This is a genomic window from Cellulomonas fimi ATCC 484, from assembly GCF_000212695.1.
In the GTDB taxonomy this organism is placed as follows: Bacteria; Actinomycetota; Actinomycetes; order Actinomycetales; family Cellulomonadaceae; genus Cellulomonas; species Cellulomonas fimi.
The window spans coordinates 1,324,853-1,342,674 of record NC_015514.1 but is presented as its reverse complement, the minus strand read 5'-3'; the positions used below and the strand labels follow the sequence as shown (position 1 = coordinate 1,342,674).

General features: G+C 76.7%; 20 protein-coding genes. 14 read left to right on the top strand and 6 right to left on the bottom strand.

Annotated elements, in window-relative coordinates:
• Nucleotides 1-43 precede the first annotated feature (43 nt).
• Nucleotides 44-1,036, top strand: a complete 993-nt coding sequence (locus CELF_RS06190) for a DUF4349 domain-containing protein (protein WP_013770394.1) — start codon at nucleotides 44-46, stop codon at nucleotides 1,034-1,036.
• Here CELF_RS06190 and CELF_RS06185 read toward each other — a convergent pair.
• Nucleotides 1,009-1,380 carry a fluoride efflux transporter FluC gene (locus CELF_RS06185; RefSeq protein ID WP_013770393.1) on the bottom strand — a complete coding sequence of 124 codons (372 nt, stop codon included), beginning with the start codon at nucleotides 1,378-1,380 and terminating at the stop codon, nucleotides 1,009-1,011. The two genes, CELF_RS06190 and CELF_RS06185, sit on opposite strands and share 28 nt — an antisense overlap.
• A complete protein-coding gene (locus CELF_RS06180) occupies nucleotides 1,377-1,781 on the bottom strand; it encodes a fluoride efflux transporter FluC (protein WP_013770392.1) in 405 nt (134 codons plus the stop codon). Before CELF_RS06180 ends, CELF_RS06185 begins: the two co-directional genes overlap by 4 nt.
• A gap of 161 nt (nucleotides 1,782-1,942) precedes the next feature.
• Here CELF_RS06180 and CELF_RS06175 point away from each other — a divergent pair, with 161 nt between their 5' ends.
• From CELF_RS06175 to CELF_RS06165, 3 genes are all read left to right on the top strand, one after another.
• Nucleotides 1,943-3,244 (top strand): glycoside hydrolase family 6 protein, encoded by a 1,302-nt coding sequence (locus CELF_RS06175; protein ID WP_013770391.1) that lies wholly within the window; start codon nucleotides 1,943-1,945, stop codon nucleotides 3,242-3,244.
• A gap of 115 nt (nucleotides 3,245-3,359) precedes the next feature.
• Nucleotides 3,360-3,929, top strand: coding sequence for a DUF6529 family protein (locus tag CELF_RS06170; RefSeq protein ID WP_013770390.1), 570 nt, complete (start codon nucleotides 3,360-3,362; stop codon nucleotides 3,927-3,929).
• A gap of 24 nt (nucleotides 3,930-3,953) precedes the next feature.
• Nucleotides 3,954-4,523 carry a Rieske (2Fe-2S) protein gene (locus tag CELF_RS06165; protein ID WP_013770389.1) on the top strand — a complete coding sequence of 190 codons (570 nt, stop codon included), beginning with the start codon at nucleotides 3,954-3,956 and terminating at the stop codon, nucleotides 4,521-4,523.
• Between the two features lie 168 nt (nucleotides 4,524-4,691).
• Here the strand turns inward: CELF_RS06165 and CELF_RS06160 are convergent, their stop codons facing one another.
• A complete protein-coding gene (locus tag CELF_RS06160) occupies nucleotides 4,692-5,132 on the bottom strand; it encodes an Hsp20/alpha crystallin family protein (protein ID WP_013770387.1) in 441 nt (146 codons plus the stop codon).
• Nucleotides 5,133-5,372: 240 nt separating this feature from the next.
• Here CELF_RS06160 and CELF_RS06155 point away from each other — a divergent pair, with 240 nt between their 5' ends.
• The 5 genes from CELF_RS06155 to CELF_RS06135 all read left to right on the top strand — a co-directional run bounded on the left by CELF_RS06155 (nucleotide 5,373) and on the right by CELF_RS06135 (nucleotide 8,481).
• Complete coding sequence (locus CELF_RS06155) at nucleotides 5,373-5,792, top strand: hypothetical protein (protein WP_013770386.1); 420 nt, start codon at nucleotides 5,373-5,375, stop codon at nucleotides 5,790-5,792.
• Nucleotides 5,793-5,910: 118 nt separating this feature from the next.
• Nucleotides 5,911-6,354, top strand: coding sequence for a DUF4383 domain-containing protein (locus CELF_RS06150; protein ID WP_013770385.1), 444 nt, complete (start codon nucleotides 5,911-5,913; stop codon nucleotides 6,352-6,354).
• Complete coding sequence (locus tag CELF_RS06145) at nucleotides 6,351-7,073, top strand: hypothetical protein (protein WP_013770384.1); 723 nt, start codon at nucleotides 6,351-6,353, stop codon at nucleotides 7,071-7,073. The genes CELF_RS06150 and CELF_RS06145 overlap by 4 nt, the downstream gene beginning before the upstream one ends.
• A 37-nt stretch (nucleotides 7,074-7,110) precedes the next feature.
• A complete protein-coding gene (locus tag CELF_RS06140) occupies nucleotides 7,111-7,851 on the top strand; it encodes an MBL fold metallo-hydrolase (RefSeq protein WP_013770383.1) in 741 nt (246 codons plus the stop codon).
• Between the two features lie 45 nt (nucleotides 7,852-7,896).
• The gene (locus tag CELF_RS06135; RefSeq protein ID WP_013770382.1) at nucleotides 7,897-8,481 is read left to right on the top strand and encodes a DinB family protein; all 585 of its coding nucleotides are present in this window, start codon (nucleotides 7,897-7,899) and stop codon (nucleotides 8,479-8,481) included.
• A gap of 3 nt (nucleotides 8,482-8,484) precedes the next feature.
• Here CELF_RS06135 and CELF_RS06130 read toward each other — a convergent pair whose 3' ends face one another.
• A complete protein-coding gene (locus CELF_RS06130) occupies nucleotides 8,485-9,150 on the bottom strand; it encodes an 8-oxoguanine DNA glycosylase OGG fold protein (protein WP_013770381.1) in 666 nt (221 codons plus the stop codon).
• A 116-nt stretch (nucleotides 9,151-9,266) separates the two neighbouring features.
• Nucleotides 9,267-11,525 (bottom strand): beta-L-arabinofuranosidase domain-containing protein, encoded by a 2,259-nt coding sequence (locus CELF_RS06125; RefSeq protein WP_013770380.1) that lies wholly within the window; start codon nucleotides 11,523-11,525, stop codon nucleotides 9,267-9,269.
• A gap of 121 nt (nucleotides 11,526-11,646) precedes the next feature.
• Between CELF_RS06125 and CELF_RS06120 the strand changes: the two genes are divergently transcribed.
• A complete protein-coding gene (locus tag CELF_RS06120) occupies nucleotides 11,647-12,495 on the top strand; it encodes a LacI family DNA-binding transcriptional regulator (RefSeq protein ID WP_013770379.1) in 849 nt (282 codons plus the stop codon).
• A gap of 19 nt (nucleotides 12,496-12,514) precedes the next feature.
• Here CELF_RS06120 and CELF_RS06115 read toward each other — a convergent pair whose 3' ends face one another.
• Nucleotides 12,515-13,465, bottom strand: coding sequence for an AraC family transcriptional regulator (locus CELF_RS06115; protein ID WP_013770378.1), 951 nt, complete (start codon nucleotides 13,463-13,465; stop codon nucleotides 12,515-12,517).
• A gap of 131 nt (nucleotides 13,466-13,596) precedes the next feature.
• On the opposite strand from CELF_RS06115, the gene CELF_RS06110 reads away from it, so the two are divergent.
• The 4 genes from CELF_RS06110 to CELF_RS06095 all read left to right on the top strand — a co-directional run bounded on the left by CELF_RS06110 (nucleotide 13,597) and on the right by CELF_RS06095 (nucleotide 17,785).
• A complete protein-coding gene (locus CELF_RS06110; RefSeq protein ID WP_013770377.1) occupies nucleotides 13,597-14,301 on the top strand; it encodes an NAD(P)-dependent oxidoreductase in 705 nt (234 codons plus the stop codon).
• Between the two features lie 143 nt (nucleotides 14,302-14,444).
• A complete protein-coding gene (locus CELF_RS06105) occupies nucleotides 14,445-15,068 on the top strand; it encodes a DUF4956 domain-containing protein (RefSeq protein ID WP_013770376.1) in 624 nt (207 codons plus the stop codon).
• Nucleotides 15,065-15,835, top strand: coding sequence for a polyphosphate polymerase domain-containing protein (locus CELF_RS06100; RefSeq protein ID WP_013770375.1), 771 nt, complete (start codon nucleotides 15,065-15,067; stop codon nucleotides 15,833-15,835). Before CELF_RS06105 ends, CELF_RS06100 begins: the two co-directional genes overlap by 4 nt.
• Before the next feature lie 18 nt (nucleotides 15,836-15,853).
• The gene (locus CELF_RS06095; protein WP_013770374.1) at nucleotides 15,854-17,785 is read left to right on the top strand and encodes a carbohydrate-binding domain-containing protein; all 1,932 of its coding nucleotides are present in this window, start codon (nucleotides 15,854-15,856) and stop codon (nucleotides 17,783-17,785) included.
• Nucleotides 17,786-17,822 lie beyond the last annotated feature (37 nt).

Sequence of the window (17,822 nt, the reverse complement as noted above, 5' to 3'; positions counted from 1 at the left end):
ACCTGGCCCCGGCCACCCCCCGCGCACCCCTAGCGTCGCGACCATGACATCGACGACGCGCTCCCGACTCCCCCGTCGCCGCTGGGCGACGCTCGCCGCCACGCTCGTGTGCGCGGCCGGCCTCCTCGCGGGCTGCTCGGCGGGCGGCGAGTCGGGTGCCGACATGTCCGCGGCCGACGAGGCTGGCGCGGTCGCCCCCGACGTGGCCGCCGACGGCGGGGCGGAGGCGGGCGTCGTGGGGAGCGCGGTCGAGAGCGCGACGCAGGAGGCGGACCGCCAGGTCGTCCAGACGGGGTCGCTGCGGGTCACGGTGGACGATCCGCAGGCGGCGGCGGATGCCGTGGTCGCGCTCGCGGAGCGGACCGGGGGGCGCGTCGACTCCCGGACCGAGCACGCGGCGACCGACGCCGAGGCGGGCACCGCGTCGCTCACCATCCGGGTGCCGTCGGACGAGGTGACGGCCACCGTGGACGCGGTGCGCGAGCTCGGCCGGGTCGACAGCATCGACCTCGACGCGCAGGACGTGACGGCGGCCGCGCAGGACCTGGACGCCCGGATCCGCGGCCTGGAGCTCTCGGTCGCGCGGATGGAGGACCTGCTGGCGCGGACGACCACGACGAAGGACGTCGTCGACGCGGAGAACGCCCTCACGGAGCGCCAGACCCGCCTGGAGGAGCTGCAGGCGCAGCGCGCCCGGCTCGCCGACGCCGTCGCGCTGTCGACGCTCACCGTCGAGCTGTACGGGCCCGGCATCGTCCCTGCGGCGGCGGACCCCGGCCCGCGCAGCTTCCTCGACGGTCTCGCGGTGGGCTGGCAGTCGTTCGTCGTCGCGCTGCGCGCGGTCGTCGTCGTGGTCGGCGTGCTGCTGCCGTGGCTCGCGTTCGTCGGGGCGGTCGTCGCCGCGTGGGTCGCCGCCGTGCGCTGGTGGCGGCGTCGGCACCCGGTCACCGGGACCGACGACGCCGTCGTCACGGGTGCGGGCGGTCCGGGCCTGCCGCCCGCGGCGGCTCAGGCCAGCGCCGACACGACCGCGTAGCCGGCCGAGGCGGCGCCGACGGCGAGCACCAGCGTCCCGACGGTCGCGACGGCGGCACGCCCGTAGGCGCCCGCCTGCAGAAGGCGGACGGACTCGATCATCGCGGTGGAGAACGTCGTGTAGCCGCCGCAGAACCCCGTGCCGGCGGCGACGAGCAGGACGTCCGGGACCAGCCCGTGCACGTGCGCGGCGACGAGGGCGCCCAGCAGCAGCGACCCGCTGACGTTGACGACCATCGTCGACAGCGGCAGACGCTGCGGCACGCGTGCGCGGATCTCGCCGTCGACGACGAACCGCGTCGCGGCTCCCAGGCCGCCGAGGAGCGCGACGAGCAGGACCGTCACGGCGCCGCCCGCCGTGCCCCGACCACGACGCCGAGCGCGCACGCGGCGAGCCCGAGCGCGATGCTGCCCGCGGCGTAGCCGAGCGCGAGCAGCGCGTGCCCGTCCCGCAGGCGCGCGTCGAGCTCGACGGCGAAGGCCGAGTACGTCGTGAACCCGCCGAGGACACCGGTGCCGAGACCGAGCCGCGCGAGGCGCCGACGGCCGACGTCCGGGCCCGACCGTGCGAGGGCCTCGAGCAGCAGCCCGAGCAGGAAGGCCCCCACGACGTTGGCGGTCAGCGTCGCCCAGGGCACCCCGTCGCCGGGCGGCAGGAGCTGCGCGAGCCCGTACCGGGCGACCGTGCCGACGGCGCCGCCGGCCGCGACGGCCACGACGAGGCGGGGGTCGCGGTGGAGGCGCACGCGGTCACCCTACGGCGCGCCGGGCGGGCCACGACGGGCCCTGCGGGGCGTCCCGTCCCTCTTGCCCTCGTCCGTCCGGGTCGTCATGCTCACCCTTGCGGCGCACCACCCGTGGCGCCGTGCACGGCACCGGTCATCCGACAACGACGTAGGAGCCTCCCGTGGCCCGACCCTTCCGCACCCCTCTCGCCGCGCTCACCGCGACCGCCGTGGTAGCGCTCTCACTCCTCGCGGGGTCACCCGCGGCCGCGCACGGCGGCCCCCCGCACGGGTACCCGTCCGGCACGACCCGTCTCTACACGCCACCGCCGAACCCCGGCGCGACCGAGCAGATCGCCCAGCTCCTGCGCGACCGGCAGTACGCCGACGCCAAGGCCCTGAAGAAGATGGTCGCGACCCCGCAGGCCGTCTGGTTCACGAAGGGCACCCCGCAGGAGGTGCGCAAGGCGGTCGACTCGACGGTCCGGCAGGCCAAGAAGCAGCGCGCGGTCCCCGTGATCGTCGCCTACAACCTGCCGTTCCGGGACTGCGCCCAGTACTCCGCGGGCGGCGCTCTCGACACCGCGTCCTACCTCGCGTGGGTCGACGGCCTGGCCAAGGGCATCGGCAAGAGCGAGGCGATCGTCCTGCTCGAGCCCGACGGCCTCGGCATCATCCCCTGGTACACGACCATCAACGGCGACCAGGAGTGGTGCCAGCCGGCCGAGGCCGACCCGGCGACCGCGGCGGCGGACCGGTTCGCGCAGCTCAGCGGCGCGGTCGACCGCCTGTCCGCGCTGCCGAACGTGTCGCTGTACCTCGACGGCACGCACAGCGGGTGGCTCGGTGCCGGCGACGCCGCCGACCGGCTGCACAAGGCCGGGGTCGCGAAGACCGACGGCTTCTTCCTCAACGTCTCGAACTACCAGCTCACCGAGCGCCAGGTGAAGTACGCGAGCTGGGTGTCGCAGTGCCTCTGGTACGGCACGAACGACGCCGAGGGCGGCTGGCGGCTCGGCCACTTCGAGCATTGCGGGAGCCAGTACTACCCGGCCGACCCGAACGACTTCTCGACGTGGGGCCTGACCGACCAGTGGTACCTCGACAACGTCACGAACGCGGCCAACCCGCCGAGCGGCCCCGAGGTGCTCGCGCACGCGGTCATCGACACGAGCCGCAACGGGCAGGGCCCGTGGACCGCGCCCGCCGACCGCCCGGCCGGCGACGCGCAGGAGTGGTGCAACCCGCCGGACCGCGGCCTCGGCCCGCGCCCCACGACCAGCACCGGCGACCCCTACGTCGACGCGTACCTGTGGGTGAAGATCCCCGGCGAGTCCGACGGCCAGTGCTTCCGCTGGGCGCCCGAGAGCGGGATCGACCCGGTCCGCGGCTACCCGGGCCCGGCCGCGGGCGCGTGGTTCCCGCAGATGGCGCTCGAGCTCGTGCACAACGCGGTCCCGCCGATCGGGGGCCCGCGCAGCTGACGCCGGTCCGCAGCACGGCGGCGGCCGTCCCGGGTGCACCGGGGCGGCCGCCGCCGTCCTCGCCGGCCCCCGGCCCGTGTGGACACGCACCCCCGGCACCGCGAGGGTGGGGCGCATGGGGGTGGCGCAGGCGCCGGCCACGGCGCGGTGGCAGTGGGCGCTCGCGGGCGTGACGGGCCTCGGCCTGGCGGTCGCGGCGACCCTCGCCGCCTACGCCGACGCGCACCCCGGCGACGGGCAGGCGCTGCTGACCCTGTGGTTCAGCGGGATGCTGCAGATGAAGTCGTGGTTCACGACCGCGGCCGCCCTGCTGGTCCTGGTGCAGGTGTCCTCCGCCCTGGCGATGTGGGGGCGGCTGCCCGGCGTGCGCCGCGACGCACCCGCGTGGGTCGCGCTCGCGCACCGGTGGAGCGGCGTCGTCGCGTTCCTGCTGACCCTGCCCGTCGCGTTCCAGTGCGTCTGGTCGCTCGGCTTCGAGGACGACAGCCCGCGCGTCGTGCTCCACGGCGCCGCGGGGTGCCTGTTCTACGGGGCGTTCGCCGCCAAGATGCTCGCCCTGCGCCTGCCGCGGCTGCCGTCCGCGGTCCTGCCCGTGCTGGGTGCGCTCGTCGCGGCGCTGCTCGTCGTCGTGTGGTTCACGTCGGCGGCCTGGTTCTTCACCCAGCCCGGGTTTGCCCGGGTCTAGCGGCGGGCGCGGGAGGTGGTGGACGTGAGCGGCGACAGCCAGGACCGTGCGGGCGGCGAGGTCGGCGACGGCGGGCCCGGGCGCCGGGCGGTGCTCGAGGCGGCGGGCGTGACGCTCGTCGCCGGCGTCGTCGGGTACGTGGGGATGACCGCGCTCGCGCCACGGGGCGACGGGGACGGCGGCTACGGGGGCACCGGGGACGGGGACCGGGTCGACGACGAGAGCGACGAGGACGACGGTGACCGGGGTGACGACGGCCGGGAAAAGGGCGGAGACGACGACCGGGGCGACGCCGCTGGAGACGGCGACGGGCAGACGCTCCTCGCCGTGACCGACGTGCCGGACGGGGGCGGCGTCGTGCTCGACGGCCGCCGGCTGGTGCTCGTGCGCGACGGGGACGACGTGCACGCGTTCACGGCGGTGTGCACCCACCAGGGCTGCCTCGTCGGCGGCGTGACGGGCGGCGAGATCCGCTGCCCGTGCCACGGCAGCGCGTTCGACGCGCGCACGGGCGCGGTGGTCCGGGGCCCGGCGACGGCCGACCTCGACGAGGTCGACGTCCAGGTCCGGGACGGACGGGTGGTGCTGCGGTGAGGCGGACGTTCTGGCAGCGCCTGCCGACGCTCGTGTGGCTGGCGGGTGTGGGTCTGGTGCTCGGCGCGGCGCTCGCGTCGCTGGCGCTGGACTGAGCGCACGGGACAGCCCCGCGACGGGGGGTCCGTGCGGGGCCGTCCGGGTGCGGCGCGCGGCGCTGGCCGCGCGTCAGGCGGTGGTGTCGGCGGAGGAGCCGATCTGGGCGGTCTGCTCGCCGTGCTGCACCTCGATGCGCCGCGGCTTGGCCTCCTCGGCGACCGGGATGGAGAGCGTGAGCACACCGTCGGTGTAGGTCGCGCTGATCGCGTCGAGCGCGAGACCGCGACCGACCGTCAGCTGGCGGGCGTAGGTGCCCACCGGGCGCTCCTTGGCGAGCCACTGCACGTCCTGCTCGGTGCGCGAGGTGCGCTGCGCGCGGATCGTCAGGGTGCGGTCCTCGACGTTCACGTCGATCGTCCCGGGGTCGACGCCCGGGAGGTCCACGTGCAGGACGTAGTGGTCGCCGGACCGGTACAGGTCCATCGGCATCGTGGCCGAGGCACGGTCCGCGGCGAACATCTGGCCGAGCAGCCGGTCCATCTCCTGGAACGGGTCGAAACGGGTAGCCACGCCCCTCACCTCCTCGCTGTCGAGGCACGGACCGCCCGTGCCCCGGGGTCCTGCCCGGCGGTCCGCCGCCGGGCTCGGCTACATCTCCTGTGTTAGCACTCTCGACCGGCGAGTGCCAAGCCCCGCGAGGGCCCCGTTCGCCGAGGGAGAACGCCGGCCCGCGGTTGCGCCAGGCCCCCACGCGCCGCACGGTGGGAGGGCGTCAGGCCGCGGCGTCCCCCGCTCCCGGAAGGCACCGCCGTGCCCGCTCCCACCCCCGCCCGCCCGACGCGCCGCCGCAGCGCCGACCACCCGGCGACGCGCCTGCGGGCCGTGCTCGTCGCCCTGCTCACCGTCACGCTCGGGGCCGTGCTGCTCACCGCCGCGGGCGGTGCCGGTCCCGCGAGCGCCGCGACCGACGACCCGGTCGTGGAGCAGCCGGGCACGAGCCCGTCCGTCGACGAGACCCCGAGCACGAGCGACCCGAGCCCGCGCTCCACGGCGACCTACGGCGAGGGCGGCGCGGGCCCGCACCAGGAGTCGGGAGAGGACCAGCTCGGCCCGCTCACGCCCGGCCGCACGCTCGCGATCGTGGCGATCCTCGTCGTCACGGCGGGCATCATCACGGCGCTGGCCGTCCGCGCGCGCCGGCAGGCGAAGGGCACAGGTCACCGGTCCTGACGCCCCGGCGTGCGTGCGGCCCGGCGCGCCGCCATGCTGGGAGGACGCGTCGAGCCCGCGGCGTTCCAGGCCCCGGCGGTGCGTCCGCGAGCGCCGGGCCGTCCGGAGGAGCACTCGCATGACGGACACCACCCGCTCAGCCGCGACCACGCGGCAGCGTCACCCCGCGCAGTACCTCGCCCTCGTCATCGGCGTGGTCTACCTGCTCGTCGGCCTCGTCGGCTTCGCCGTCACGGGCTTCGACGGGTTCACCGAGCACGACCACTCGCAGACGCTGCTCGGCTTCGCGATCAACCCGCTGCACAACATCGTGCACATCCTCATCGGCGTGCTCGGCGTCGTCCTGTGGTCGACGCTGGCGCGCGCCCGCACCTACGGCTGGATCCTCGCGGTCGGCTACGGCGCCACCTTCGTCTACGGGCTCGTGGTGGCGAACGACCCGGACGCGAACATCCTCAACATCAACGGCGCCGACAACGGCCTGCACCTGGTCAGCGCGCTCGCGGGTCTCGCGATCGCGCTCTGGCCGGCCCGCGACCGGACCGCGACCCGGACGCGGTGACCACCGCGCGGGGAGAGCGCCCGCTCCCCGTCGGGCGCGCCGGCGGCGCCGCGCACCAGCTCCTCGCCGGGCCGGCGCGCGCCGTCGGCGTCGCCCTCGGCGGGCTCCTGGGCGCCGCCGCGCGCGTCACCGGGCGTCGTCCGCTGCACCCGCGCGGCGTGGTGCTGCGCGGGACGGTCCAGGTCGGCCTCGACCCGGGCGCACCCGGCGCGGTCGAGCCGTGCACGGCACCCGCGGTGGTGCGCGTGTCCCGCGCGGCGGGGCTGCCGCGACCGTGGCCCGACGTGCACGGGCTCGCGGTGCGGTGGGAGCGCGCGGGCCGTCCGCAGGCGCTGCTGCTGTCCTCGGCCGGGCTCGGGACGGTGTCCCGTTTCGTCCTGGCGCTGCGCCGGGACGTGACGTCGGGGCCGCTCACGACGCTCATGCCGTTCCGCACGCCGGCCGGCCCGGTCGTCCTCGGTGCCGTGGTGACGCGTCGGGTGGACGGCGGCCTGGACGTGGAGCTGCGGTCCGCGCACGCGCGGGGACGGTGGCACCGCTGGGGTGCCGTGCAGCTCGACCCCCCGCACGGCCCGTCCGTCGACTCCGACGTCCGCGTCGACCCCGTCGTGCACTGCCCCGACGGCCTGGCGACCTACCCGTGGGCCGCCGCCGTGCGCCGGCCCGCGTACCGCGCGGCACGCGTCGGCGCCCCGCACCCTGCCCCGCTCCCCTGGTGACGCCCCACGCGTCCCGGACGACCCGAGAGGAACGCTCGTGATCGTGGACCTCGTCGCGGACGGTGTCGCCCGCGTCTACGCCGGACGCACCGCGTGCTACGTCGTCGCGGCCGACGACGGCGTCACGCTCGTCGACGCGGGGCTGCCCGCGATGTGGCGCGCGACCGGCGAGGCGGTGCGGCTGCTCGGTGCGACCCCGCGCGAGGTGCGCGCGCTCGTCGTGACGCACGGCCACTTCGACCACGTCGGCTTCGCTCGCCGCGCCGTGGAGACGCTCGGCGTGCGCGTCTGGGCGCACGAGGCCGACGCGGCGCTGCTGGAGCACCCCTACCGGTACGACCACGGCCGGCCGCGTTCCCGCTACCTCGTGCGCCACCCGCGCGCACTGCCGGGGCTCCTGGCGATGGCTGCCCGCGGTGCGCTCGCCGTGCCGGGGGTGTCGCCGACGGACCTCGTCTGCGAGGACGCCGTGCTGGACGTGCCCGGCAGACCCCGCGCGGTGCACTGCCCGGGGCACACCGACGGCCACCTCGCGCTGCACCTGCCGGACCGTGGCGTCCTGCTCACGGGTGACGCGCTCGTCACCCTCGACCCGTACACCGGTCGCACGGGTCCCCGCGTCGTGGCCCGCGCGGGCACGAAGGACGCGCAGGTCGCGCTCGACTCGCTCGGCAGGCTGCCGACCGGGCGGCACACCGTCCTGCCGGGGCACGGCGAGCCGTGGACGGGGGAGGTCGCGGACGCCGTCCGTGCGGCCCGGGAGGCCGGCGTCGCCTGAGGCCGCAGGCTTGCCCCACCGTGCGCGCCGCGCCAGCCTGTCGGGGTGGACGACGCGAGGACCGTGCTGCACCGCTACCTGCAGAGCGCGCGCGACGCGCTCCTGTGGAAGCTCGAGGGGCTCGACGAGCGCGCGCTGCGCCGGCCACGCACCCCGACGGGCACGAACCTGCTCGGGCTGGTGAAGCACGCCGCGGGCGTCGAGATCGGGTACTTCGGCGAGACGTTCGGTCGCGAGTTCCCCGGGCTCGACGCGCTGGCCTGGTACCGGGAGGACGCGCCGCCCAACGCCGACATGTTCGCGTCGGCCGACGAGTCCGTCGAGGACGTCGTCGCGCTGTACCGGCGCGTGTGGGCGTTCGCGGACGAGCTGATCCTCACGGCGCCCCTCGACACGCCCGGGCAGGTCGCCTGGTGGCGGGCGCAGGACAACCCCGTCCCGCTGCACCTCGTCCTCGTGCACGTCATCTCCGACCTGACGCGCCACGCGGGGCACGCCGACATCCTGCGCGAGCTCGCGGACGGCACGGTCGGCCTGCGCGCGGGCAACGGCAACCTGCCCGGCCTCACGCCCGCCGAGTGGGCCGCGCACGTGGCCGAGCTGGAGCGGATCGCCCAGGGCGGCGCCTGAGGGTCAGTGCAGGTCGCCGAGAGCCCGGACCGCGGCCTCGACCTGCACGGGCGTGCGCCCGAACGGGCGGCCCCAGGTGGCGAGCCGCTCGACGTAGCGGGTGTAGTCGAGCGTGCGGTCGTCGCGGACGGCGAGGCCCGCGTGGGTCGCCAGGCGGCGCCGGACCGGCGCGTCGAGGACGGGCGCCGCGTGCGGGCCGTAGGGGTCGCGTCGCGCCGAGACGAAGTGCAGCCACGCCGTCAGGGCGGGGCCGGCCAGCCCGTGCAGGCGACGCGCGAGCACGGTCCGGTGCGCGGCGACCGGACCGTCGTGCCGGGCGACCTCGGCGGCGTCGTGGAGCGCTCCCACCACCCGGTCGTCGGCACGCGTGGGCCGGCGCGTCCCGGCGAGCACCGTCGCCGCGCGGTACGCGGCGTCGCCCGCGTCGCCGTGCACCCAGGCGGCGGCCGCGACGAACGCCGCGACGGTGCGCCCGCGTGCGAGCTCGTCGTCGACGACGGCCGCGACCTCGGCGCGGTCGAGGGTGTCGCCGAGCCCGTCGACCACGGCGAACCCGTCGCCCATCCGCTCCGCCCACTCCTGCCACCGGTCGCGGCGCCACGCGACGGGCGGGGTGGGCGCGAAGGGCTCCGTGAGCAGGGCGTGCAGGGACACCGGGACGGTGGTCATACGGGCATCGTGGCACCGTCACCGGCCTGCGTGACGGGCATTTCGTCCGTGTCCCGCCGATCGGGCTACCCGAGCCCTCGCGCGCGTCGCGCCGGCCGGGCCGCCCGCGCCGCCGGTCAGTCGCGCAGCAGCCGCAGCCCGACGACGGCGGGCGTCGGCCCGTCGACCGCACGCACCCGGACGACCGTCCGCCCGCCACGCGGCACGCCGCGCACGTCGAGGTCGACCTGCCGCACGCCCGCGCCCGCGGGCGCCCCGACCCGCCCGACCACCGCGTCGCCGACCTCGACCCGCGCCGCACCGTCCGCCGGGCCACCGCGGTAGGTCACCCGCAGCGTCGTCCCCTCGCCCCCGGGGTCGACGAGCGTGCACGCGAACCAGCGGTCCGCGGCACGCCACCGCCCGCCGTCGGTCACGCCCGTCCAGGTGCCCTCCCCGACGAGGCCGTGCTCGACCTCGGGCTGCTGCTGCCCGCACGCCACGGCGTCGACCGTGCGCGCGGCCAGCGCCAGGTCGTCCGCCTCCCGCGCGGCGATCACGGCACGCCGCTGCGCCGCCGCCCCGGGCGCGGCGATCGGGAAGTAGAGCGTGTACCGCGCGTCGTGCAGCGCGTGGAAGGGCTCGAGCGCGACCGGGCCGGCGTCGGTGTCGAGCACCACCTCCCGGCCGGCGGTGCGGACGCGCGACGCCGCGGCCGTGGCGTCCACGGCCTCGACCACGGGCGTCCCCGCGAGCGCGTGCAGCGGGCCGGCGGCGACGTGCCCCATGCGGGAGGCGTCGGCGCGCAGCCCGGGCAGGTCGTCGGTCCCGCCCCGCGCGGCCAGCACGACGGGTCCGCGCCGGAACGCGACCCAGTCGGAGCCGTCCGGGAGCCGCTCCGCGACCACGCGCGCCGGGTGCTCCCAGGTCAGGACGTCGCCGTCGTGCCACGTGCGCGTGACCGACAGGTACGTGCCGTCGTCGGTGGCGTCGGCCGGGGCGCCGCCGACGGTCAGCGCGAGGTCGCCGCCGACCCACGCCGGGCGCCGGACGCGGACCGCGAACCGGCGGGGTCCGGGCAGGTCGAGCGTGAGCGTGGTGGGCGCGGCAGCGGACAGGTCGGGGTACGGGCTGCGCAGCGTGACGACGGCGTCCCCCCACGTCGCGCGGACGGGGACGGGCAGGTGCACGATCAGGTCGTCGCCCTGCGTCGCGAGCGCGAGCTCACCGAGGCGCGCGTACGTCTCCAGGCCCGTGCCGACGCAGCACCAGAACCCGTCCTCGGGCTGGGAGTAGACGCGGTAGTGGTCGGGGCGGGCGGGCGTGAAGTACACGAAGCCGCCGTCGGGGTGCTGCGCCGACAGCACGTGGTTGACCAGGGCGCGCTCGGCGAAGTCCAGCAGCGTCGGGTCGGGGCGGCGCAGCAGCAGACGGCGCGTGAGCTCGAGCATGTTGGCGGTGTTGCACGACTCGGGTCCCTCGGGCGACGTGAGCGCACCGGAGAAGTCGTCCACCGGGTGGAAGTGCTCACCGACCGAGTCGCCGCCGAAGACGAGCGACCGGTGCGTCGTGACGGCGTCCCAGAACGTGCGCGCGGCCCGCTCCCAGCCGCCGTCGCCGTCCTGCTCGGCCAGGGCCGCCCAGCCCACGACCTTGGCGATCTGGGTGTTGGCGTGCAGGCCGTCGAGCGCGTCCCGCCCGTCCAGCAGCGGGTCGAGGAGCGTCCGGTCGGCGAACCGGACCGCCATGGCCCGCAGGTCGTCGCGGCCCGTGAGCGCCGCGAGGTCCGCGAACGCCTCGCACATGCCGCCGAACTCGGTGCGCAGCATCGCCGCGAACTGCGCGTCGTCGAGGCCGGCGGCGACGCCGAGCCACCACTCCGCGAACCGCAGGACGACGCGGCGGGCACGCTCCGCGGTGCCGGCGGGCGCGTACCGGACGGCGTCGACGAGCCCCGCCACGGTCTTGTGCAGGTTGTACCAGGGCACCCACGCGCCGTTGAGCCCGAAGGAGTCGGCGGACACCTCGCCCGCGGCGATGCGCTCGAACAGGGCGACGCCGTGCGGCACGCCCCCGACGTAGCCGGTGCCGAGGGCCTCCTGGCACGCGTCCAGCCCGTCGACGAGCGCGGCGGCGAGCTCGGCGGTGCGCGGGTCGCCCGTCGCCGCCCACAGCAGGCTCGCGGCCGACAGCGCGTGCCCGCCCGTGTGCCCGTCGAGGCCCATGGACTCCCAGTTGCCGTAGGGCTCCGCGAGGGGCGGCAGGCCCGCCTCGCGCCGGAACGGGGCGAGCAGCCGCTGCGGGTCGAGCCGCAGCAGGTACGCGAGGTCGGTGCGCTGCGCGTCCCGGAAGGGGCCGTCGAGCAGGCGGACGTCGGACAGCGGGAACAGGTCCACGGGGTCGTCCTCGGGTGGGCGGGATGGTCCGGCCGACAGCGTATTCCAACGTTGTATCCCGACGCGGAGCGGTCCGCTCCCCACATCCCGCGCGGGCACCCACGCCGTTACGCTCGTCCGCGTGACTCCCGGGATCCACGCCGTCGGCCTGGTGATCCGCCAGCCCACCCGGCTGCTCGGACTCGAGGCCTTCTCGATGCAGCTCATCGCCGGGATCGAGGAGGCCCTGTCGGCGGAGGGCCGCTCGCTCCTGCTGCACATCGTCGGGACGCTCGACGCCGAGCTCGCGACCTACCGGCGCTGGGCCGAGCAGGAGCAGGTCGAGGCGGTGGTCGTGCACAACCTCGCCGTGGACGACCCGCGCCTCGACCTCCTCGCCGAGCTCGCCGTCCCCGCCGTCGTCGTCGGCGGGCCGTCGCGGGACCTGCCCGTGGCGCACGTGTTCGTCGACAACGCCGCCGAGGCGCACGAGGCGGTCGACCACCTCGTCGCCCTCGGGCACGCGCGACTCGCGCGCGTCTCGGGTCCCGTCGACCTCGCGCACACCCGCACGCGCACCGACGCGTTCCTCGCGCGCTGCGCGCACCACGGCGTCACCGGGACCGTCGTCGAGGGCGACTACGGCGAGGCATCCGGCGCGCGGGCGACCCGGGAGGTGCTGGCGGCAGACCCGCGGCCGACCGCCGTCGTGTTCGACAACGACGTCATGGCGGTCGCCGCGCTCGACGTCGCCCGCGAGGCCGGGCTGCGCGTCCCGACCGACCTCTCGCTGCTCGCGTGGGACGACTCACCGCTCGCCCGGCACGCGTCGCCGCCGCTGTCCGCGATGTCGTTCGACGTGCACGCCCTGGGCGTCCAGGTCGGCGACTGCGTGCTCAACGTCGTCGCCTCCGGGCCCGTGCGCTCCTACGCCGTCCCGCCCGCGCACCTCGTCACCCGCGGCTCGACCGCTCCCGCACCGCGCGCCTGAGCCGGCGCCGGCCCGGGCGTCACCGGCCGCGGCGGACAGCCCCCGGGGGCGCACCCGTCTCGCGCCGGTACGCGCGGCTGAACGCCGCCTCCGACTCGTAGCCCGTCGCCGCAGCGACGCGCGCGACGGGCTCCCCCGCGGCGAGCAGGTCGGTGGCGACGTGCATGCGCCACGAGGTGACGTACTGCATCGCCGGCACGCCGACGACCTCGGTGAAGCGCGCCGCGAAGGCCGACCGGGACATCGTCGCCTCGCGCGCCATCGCCTCGACCGTCCACGGCCGCGCCGGGTCGCGGTGCACGGCGGCCACGGCAACGCCCACGTGCGGGTCGCGCAGACCGCCGAGCCAGCCGGTCGTCGCCGTCTGGGCGTCGATCCACGTGCGGACCGCCTGGATGACGAGGATGTCGGCGAGCCGGGTCGTCACCGCCTCGCCGCCCGGGCGGCGGCGCGTGAGCTCGTCCGCCATGAGGGCGAGCGTGCCGGCGATCCACGGGGCCGCGCCCTCGCCGTCGGCGGGCACGTGCAGCACGGGCGGCAGCAGCTCGAGGAGCAGGCGGGCGGCCGGGCCGTCGACGCCGAGCACGCCGCACACGAGGTCGACGCGGGGCCCGTCCCCGGGGTGCCGGAGCACCGAGTAGTGCTCGGTGACGTACTCCTGCGGCAGCTCGTCGACGCGCCCCGACGACGGCACGCCGGGCGCGCTGCGCAGCACGTGCCCGCGGCCGTGCGGGACGAGCGCGAGGTCCCCGGCGCGCAGGCGCACGGGCGGCGCTCCGTCGACCTCGACCCAGCACTCCCCCGCGGCGACGACGTGGAAGCTCACGCACTCGCCGAACGCGGGCATGTCGACGGCCCAGGGACCGCTCGCCTCGGTGTGGCAGTAGAAGAACCCGGTGACGCGCAGCCGGTGCAGCGCCTCGCCGACGGGGTCGACCGCGACCCACGGGGCCTCGACCAGGGTCGTCATCGTCGCCTCCACCGCTCTGGACGATCTGTCATATTCGCGCGACTTCTGAGCATAGACCGTCCACGGCTGCGGGCGTTGGACTAGAGGTGCACGGACGGCCACCGGCGCCGTCCCCACCCGAGGAGCCCACCATGAAGGTCCTGGTCGTCGGAGCCACCGGAGGCTCCGGCCGCGCCACCGTCGCCGAGCTCGTCCGCCGCGGGCACGACGTCACCGCCCTGTCCCGGCACGCCGCCGCCCTCACCGGCCCCAACGTGCGCGGCGTCGACGGGGACGCCACCGACCCCGCCACCGTCGACGCCCTCGTCGCCGGGCAGGACGCGGTCGTCGTCACGCTCGGCATCAGCGAGGACCCCGTGCGCGTCCGCCTGCGCGGGCCTGCCGGGACGCCGATCGACGTGCGGTCGCGCGGCACGCGCACCGTCACCGACGCGATGCGCCGGCACGGCGTCCGGCGCATCGTCGTGCAGTCCTCCTACGGCGTCGGGTCGACGCGAGGGCAGCTCCCGCTCGGCACGCGGCTCGTGTTCGCGCTGCTGCTCAAGCCCCAGATCGCCGACGAGGAGCGGCGGACCGCCGAGCTGCGGGCGACCGACCTCGACTGGGTCGAGGTGCAGCCCGTCTACCTCACCGACGACGACGTGCCGCAGCCCGCGTTCACGTCCCTCGACGGCGACATCCGCTCGATGAAGGTCTCCCGCGCACAGGTCGCACGCGTGCACGCCGACGCGATCGAGCGCACCGACGTCGTCCGCCGCACGGTCGCCGTCTCGCACGACCCCGCCACGGCCGGCACCACCGCCCCGCGCCGCTCCACCGCGCCGGCGCGCCGCTGACGTGCACCTCACGGGGCGGCCCGCCGGCACCACGGGCCGCCCCGCACGGCGAACGCATCCCGCCGCCTCAGGCCCCGCACAGCGCGCGTCCAGGAGCGCCCGGCTGACTGGTCACCACCGCCCGACCAGTCAGGAGCCGCCGCATGTCCCCCCTCGCGCTGTACGCCGTCGACCTCGTCGCGATCCTCGTCCTCACGTTCGCCCTCTACCTGCCGCGGCACCGCCGCCGGGACCTGGCCGTCGCCTACCTCGGCGTGAACGTGGGGGTCCTCGCGGTCGCGGCGACGCTCGCGACGAGCACCGTCGGCGCGGGCGTCGGCCTCGGCCTGTTCGGGGTGCTGTCCATCATCCGGCTGCGCTCGGCCGAGCTCAGCCAGACCGAGGTCGCGTACTACTTCGCGGCCCTCGCGCTCGGCCTCGTCGGCGGCCTGGGCGCGACCACCGTCGCCGTCGGCACCGCCCTCATGGCGCTCGTCGTCGTGGTCCTCGCGGTCGCCGACTCCCCGCGCCTGCTGCCCCGCCACCGCCAGCAGACGATCGTGCTCGACCGCGCCGTCGCGGACGAGGTCGCGCTCGTCGCGCACCTCGAGCAGCTGCTCGGCGGTCGCGTGCGCCGCGTGAGCGTGCAGCGGCTCGACGTCGTCAACGACACGACGCTCGTCGACGTGCGGTACGAGGCCGCCGACCCGCGCAGCCGCCCGGCCCCGCCCGCCGCCCCCGGACCCGCGCAGGACGCGGCGCTGCCGTGGGCGGTGGGCGCCCGATGACCTCGCCCCTGCACCGCCTGCCCGCCGTGTCCCTCGCCGAGCTCCAGGCCGTCGCGGAGCTGCAGACCCGGGTCGACCGCAAGTACGTCGTCCCGCTGCCGACGCTCGGCACGCTCCTGGAGCAGCTCGACCCCGGCACGCGCGTGCTCGACGTCGACGGCAGGCGGACGTTCACCTACCGCTCGGTGTACTTCGACAGCCCGACGCTCACCAGCTACCTCGGCGCGGCCCGACGGCGGCGGGACCGGTTCAAGGTCCGCACGCGCACCTACGTCGACGACGGCGCGTGCTGGGTCGAGGTGAAGACGCGCGGCCCGCGCGGCACGACCGTCAAGGAGCGCGCACCGCACGCCCCTGAGGCGTCCGCGACGCTCACCGAGCCGGCGTGGTCGTTCGCGTCGACGGTGCTCGGCGACGACCGCGCGGCCCGCCTCGACGGGCCCCTGCGGCCCACGCTCGTCACGACCTACGACCGCGTGACGCTGCACGTCGCCGCCCCGGACGGGACGTCGTCCCGCACGACGGTCGACACGGGGCTGCTCTGGACGGACCCCGCCACCGGCCGGGACCGCCCGCTGCCCGGCCTCGCGGTCGTCGAGACCAAGACGGGCTCGACCCCGTCCCCCACCGACCGGCTGCTGTGGCGGCACGGCCTGCGCCCCGTGCGCATCTCCAAGTACGGCACGGGCATGGCCGTGCTGCACCCCGACCTCCCCGCCACCCCGTGGCGGCGCGTGCTGAACCGGCACGTCGACCCGCACCACTGACCCCGAAGGAGCACCCCCGTGCGACGTCCCACCCGACGCCCCGCCCGACCCGACGCCCGACGCGGCACCCCGCGCCCGACCCGACGCCGTGCGGCGCCCGCCGCCCTCGTCACCGCCCTCACCGCCGCCCTGGTCGGCTGCTCGTCGGCCGCGACCCCCGCCACGGGCGAGGCGTCCGCGGGCTCCGCGGCCACCGCGACCGACGCCGACGTGACCGTCGAGTCGACGATGGCGGCGAACACCGCCGCGCACGCGACCACCGCGACCGACGACACCTCGGGCGCGACGACGATCGCCCTCGACGGCACGACCGCCACGGTCGACGGCGCCGGTGCGAGCGCCGACGGGTCCACCGTGACCATCACCGCGGCCGGCACCTACGCCCTGTCGGGGACGCTCACCGACGGTTCCGTCGTCGTCGACAGCCCCGACGACGGCACGGTCGTCCTCGTGCTCGACGGCGCCGACCTCACGAGCTCGACGACGTCGCCGCTGCAGGTCGCGGACGCAGGAGGCGTCGTCGTCATGCTGGCGAGCGGCTCGACCAACCACCTCGCCGACGCCTCCGAGTACGTGTACCCGGACGCCGAGACCGACGAGCCGAACGCGGCGCTGTTCACCACCGCCGACCTCACGATCACGGGCGACGGGGCGCTCGACGTCGAGGGCCGCTCGAACGACGGCATCGCGAGCACGGACGGGCTGGTCGTCGAGTCCGGCACGATCACGGTCGACGCGGTCGACGACGGCGTGCGCGGCAAGGACTACCTGGTGGTGCAGGGCGGCACGCTCGACGTGACCGCGGGCGGCGACGCGCTGAAGTCCGACGAGGCCGACGACACGGCGCTCGGGTACGTCGCGGTGCTGGGCGGCGACCACACGCTGACCGCGGGCGACGACGGCGTGACGGCGACGACCGACGTCGTGGTCGCCGAGGGCGCCCTGACCGTCGTCGCGGGCGGCGGGCACGGCACCGCGGTCGCCGCGGAAGCCTCGGCGAAGGGCCTGGCCGGGGGCGTCACCGTCGTCGTCGGCGGCGGCACCGTCGAGGTGGACGCGGCCGACGACGCCGTGCACTCCGACGGCGTCGCCGCGGTCACGGGCGGCGACGTGACGCTCGCGACGGGCGACGACGGTGTGCACGCCGAGGGCGCGCTGCTGGTCGCGGGCGGGACGCTCGACGTGGCGACCGCGGTCGAAGGGCTCGAGGCGCCGGTCGTCACGGTCGCGGGCGGGGACACGACGCTCACGACGAGCGACGACGGCGTCAACGCGACGGCGGGCTCGACCACCGGCGCCGCGGCGGACGGGAGCACCGGCACGGGCACCGACCCGGCCGCGGGCGGGTCAGTCGGCGGGGGCGGCGAGATGTCGGCCCAGGACGGCGTGCTCGTCGAGATCACGGGCGGGACGCTCGTCGTCGACGCCGACGGGGACGGGCTCGACTCGAACGGCTCGATGACGATGAGCGGCGGCACGGTCGTCGTGTCCGGCCCGACGGATGCGGGCAACGGCGCGCTCGACTACAACGGCACGTTCGAGGTCAGCGGCGGCGAGCTGCTCGCGCTGGGGGCGGCCGGCATGGCGCAGACGCCGTCGGCCGCGTCCGCGCAGTCGTTCGTGGGGCTCACGCTCGACGGCACGCAGGACGCCGGCTCGGTGGTCCACGTCGTCGACGCGGACGGGACCGCCCTCGTGTCGTTCACCGCGACGACGTCGTTCTCGTCGGTCGTCTACACGGCGGCCGGTGTCACCTCCGGCGCGACGTACACCGCGGCGGTGGGCGGGTCGGTCGGCGTGACCGACGCGACGGGCCTGTCCCACGACGGCGACGCCGCAGCGGCGTCCACGGTCGCGACCGGCACTGCGGGCGAGGCGCAGGAGGGCATGGGCCCGGGCGGCGGCGCTCGTGGCGGCTTCGGCGACGGCGCCCGCCCGGCCCGTCCCTGACCGGACAGCCCGGTCCCCCGCCCCGTCCCCTCGGCCG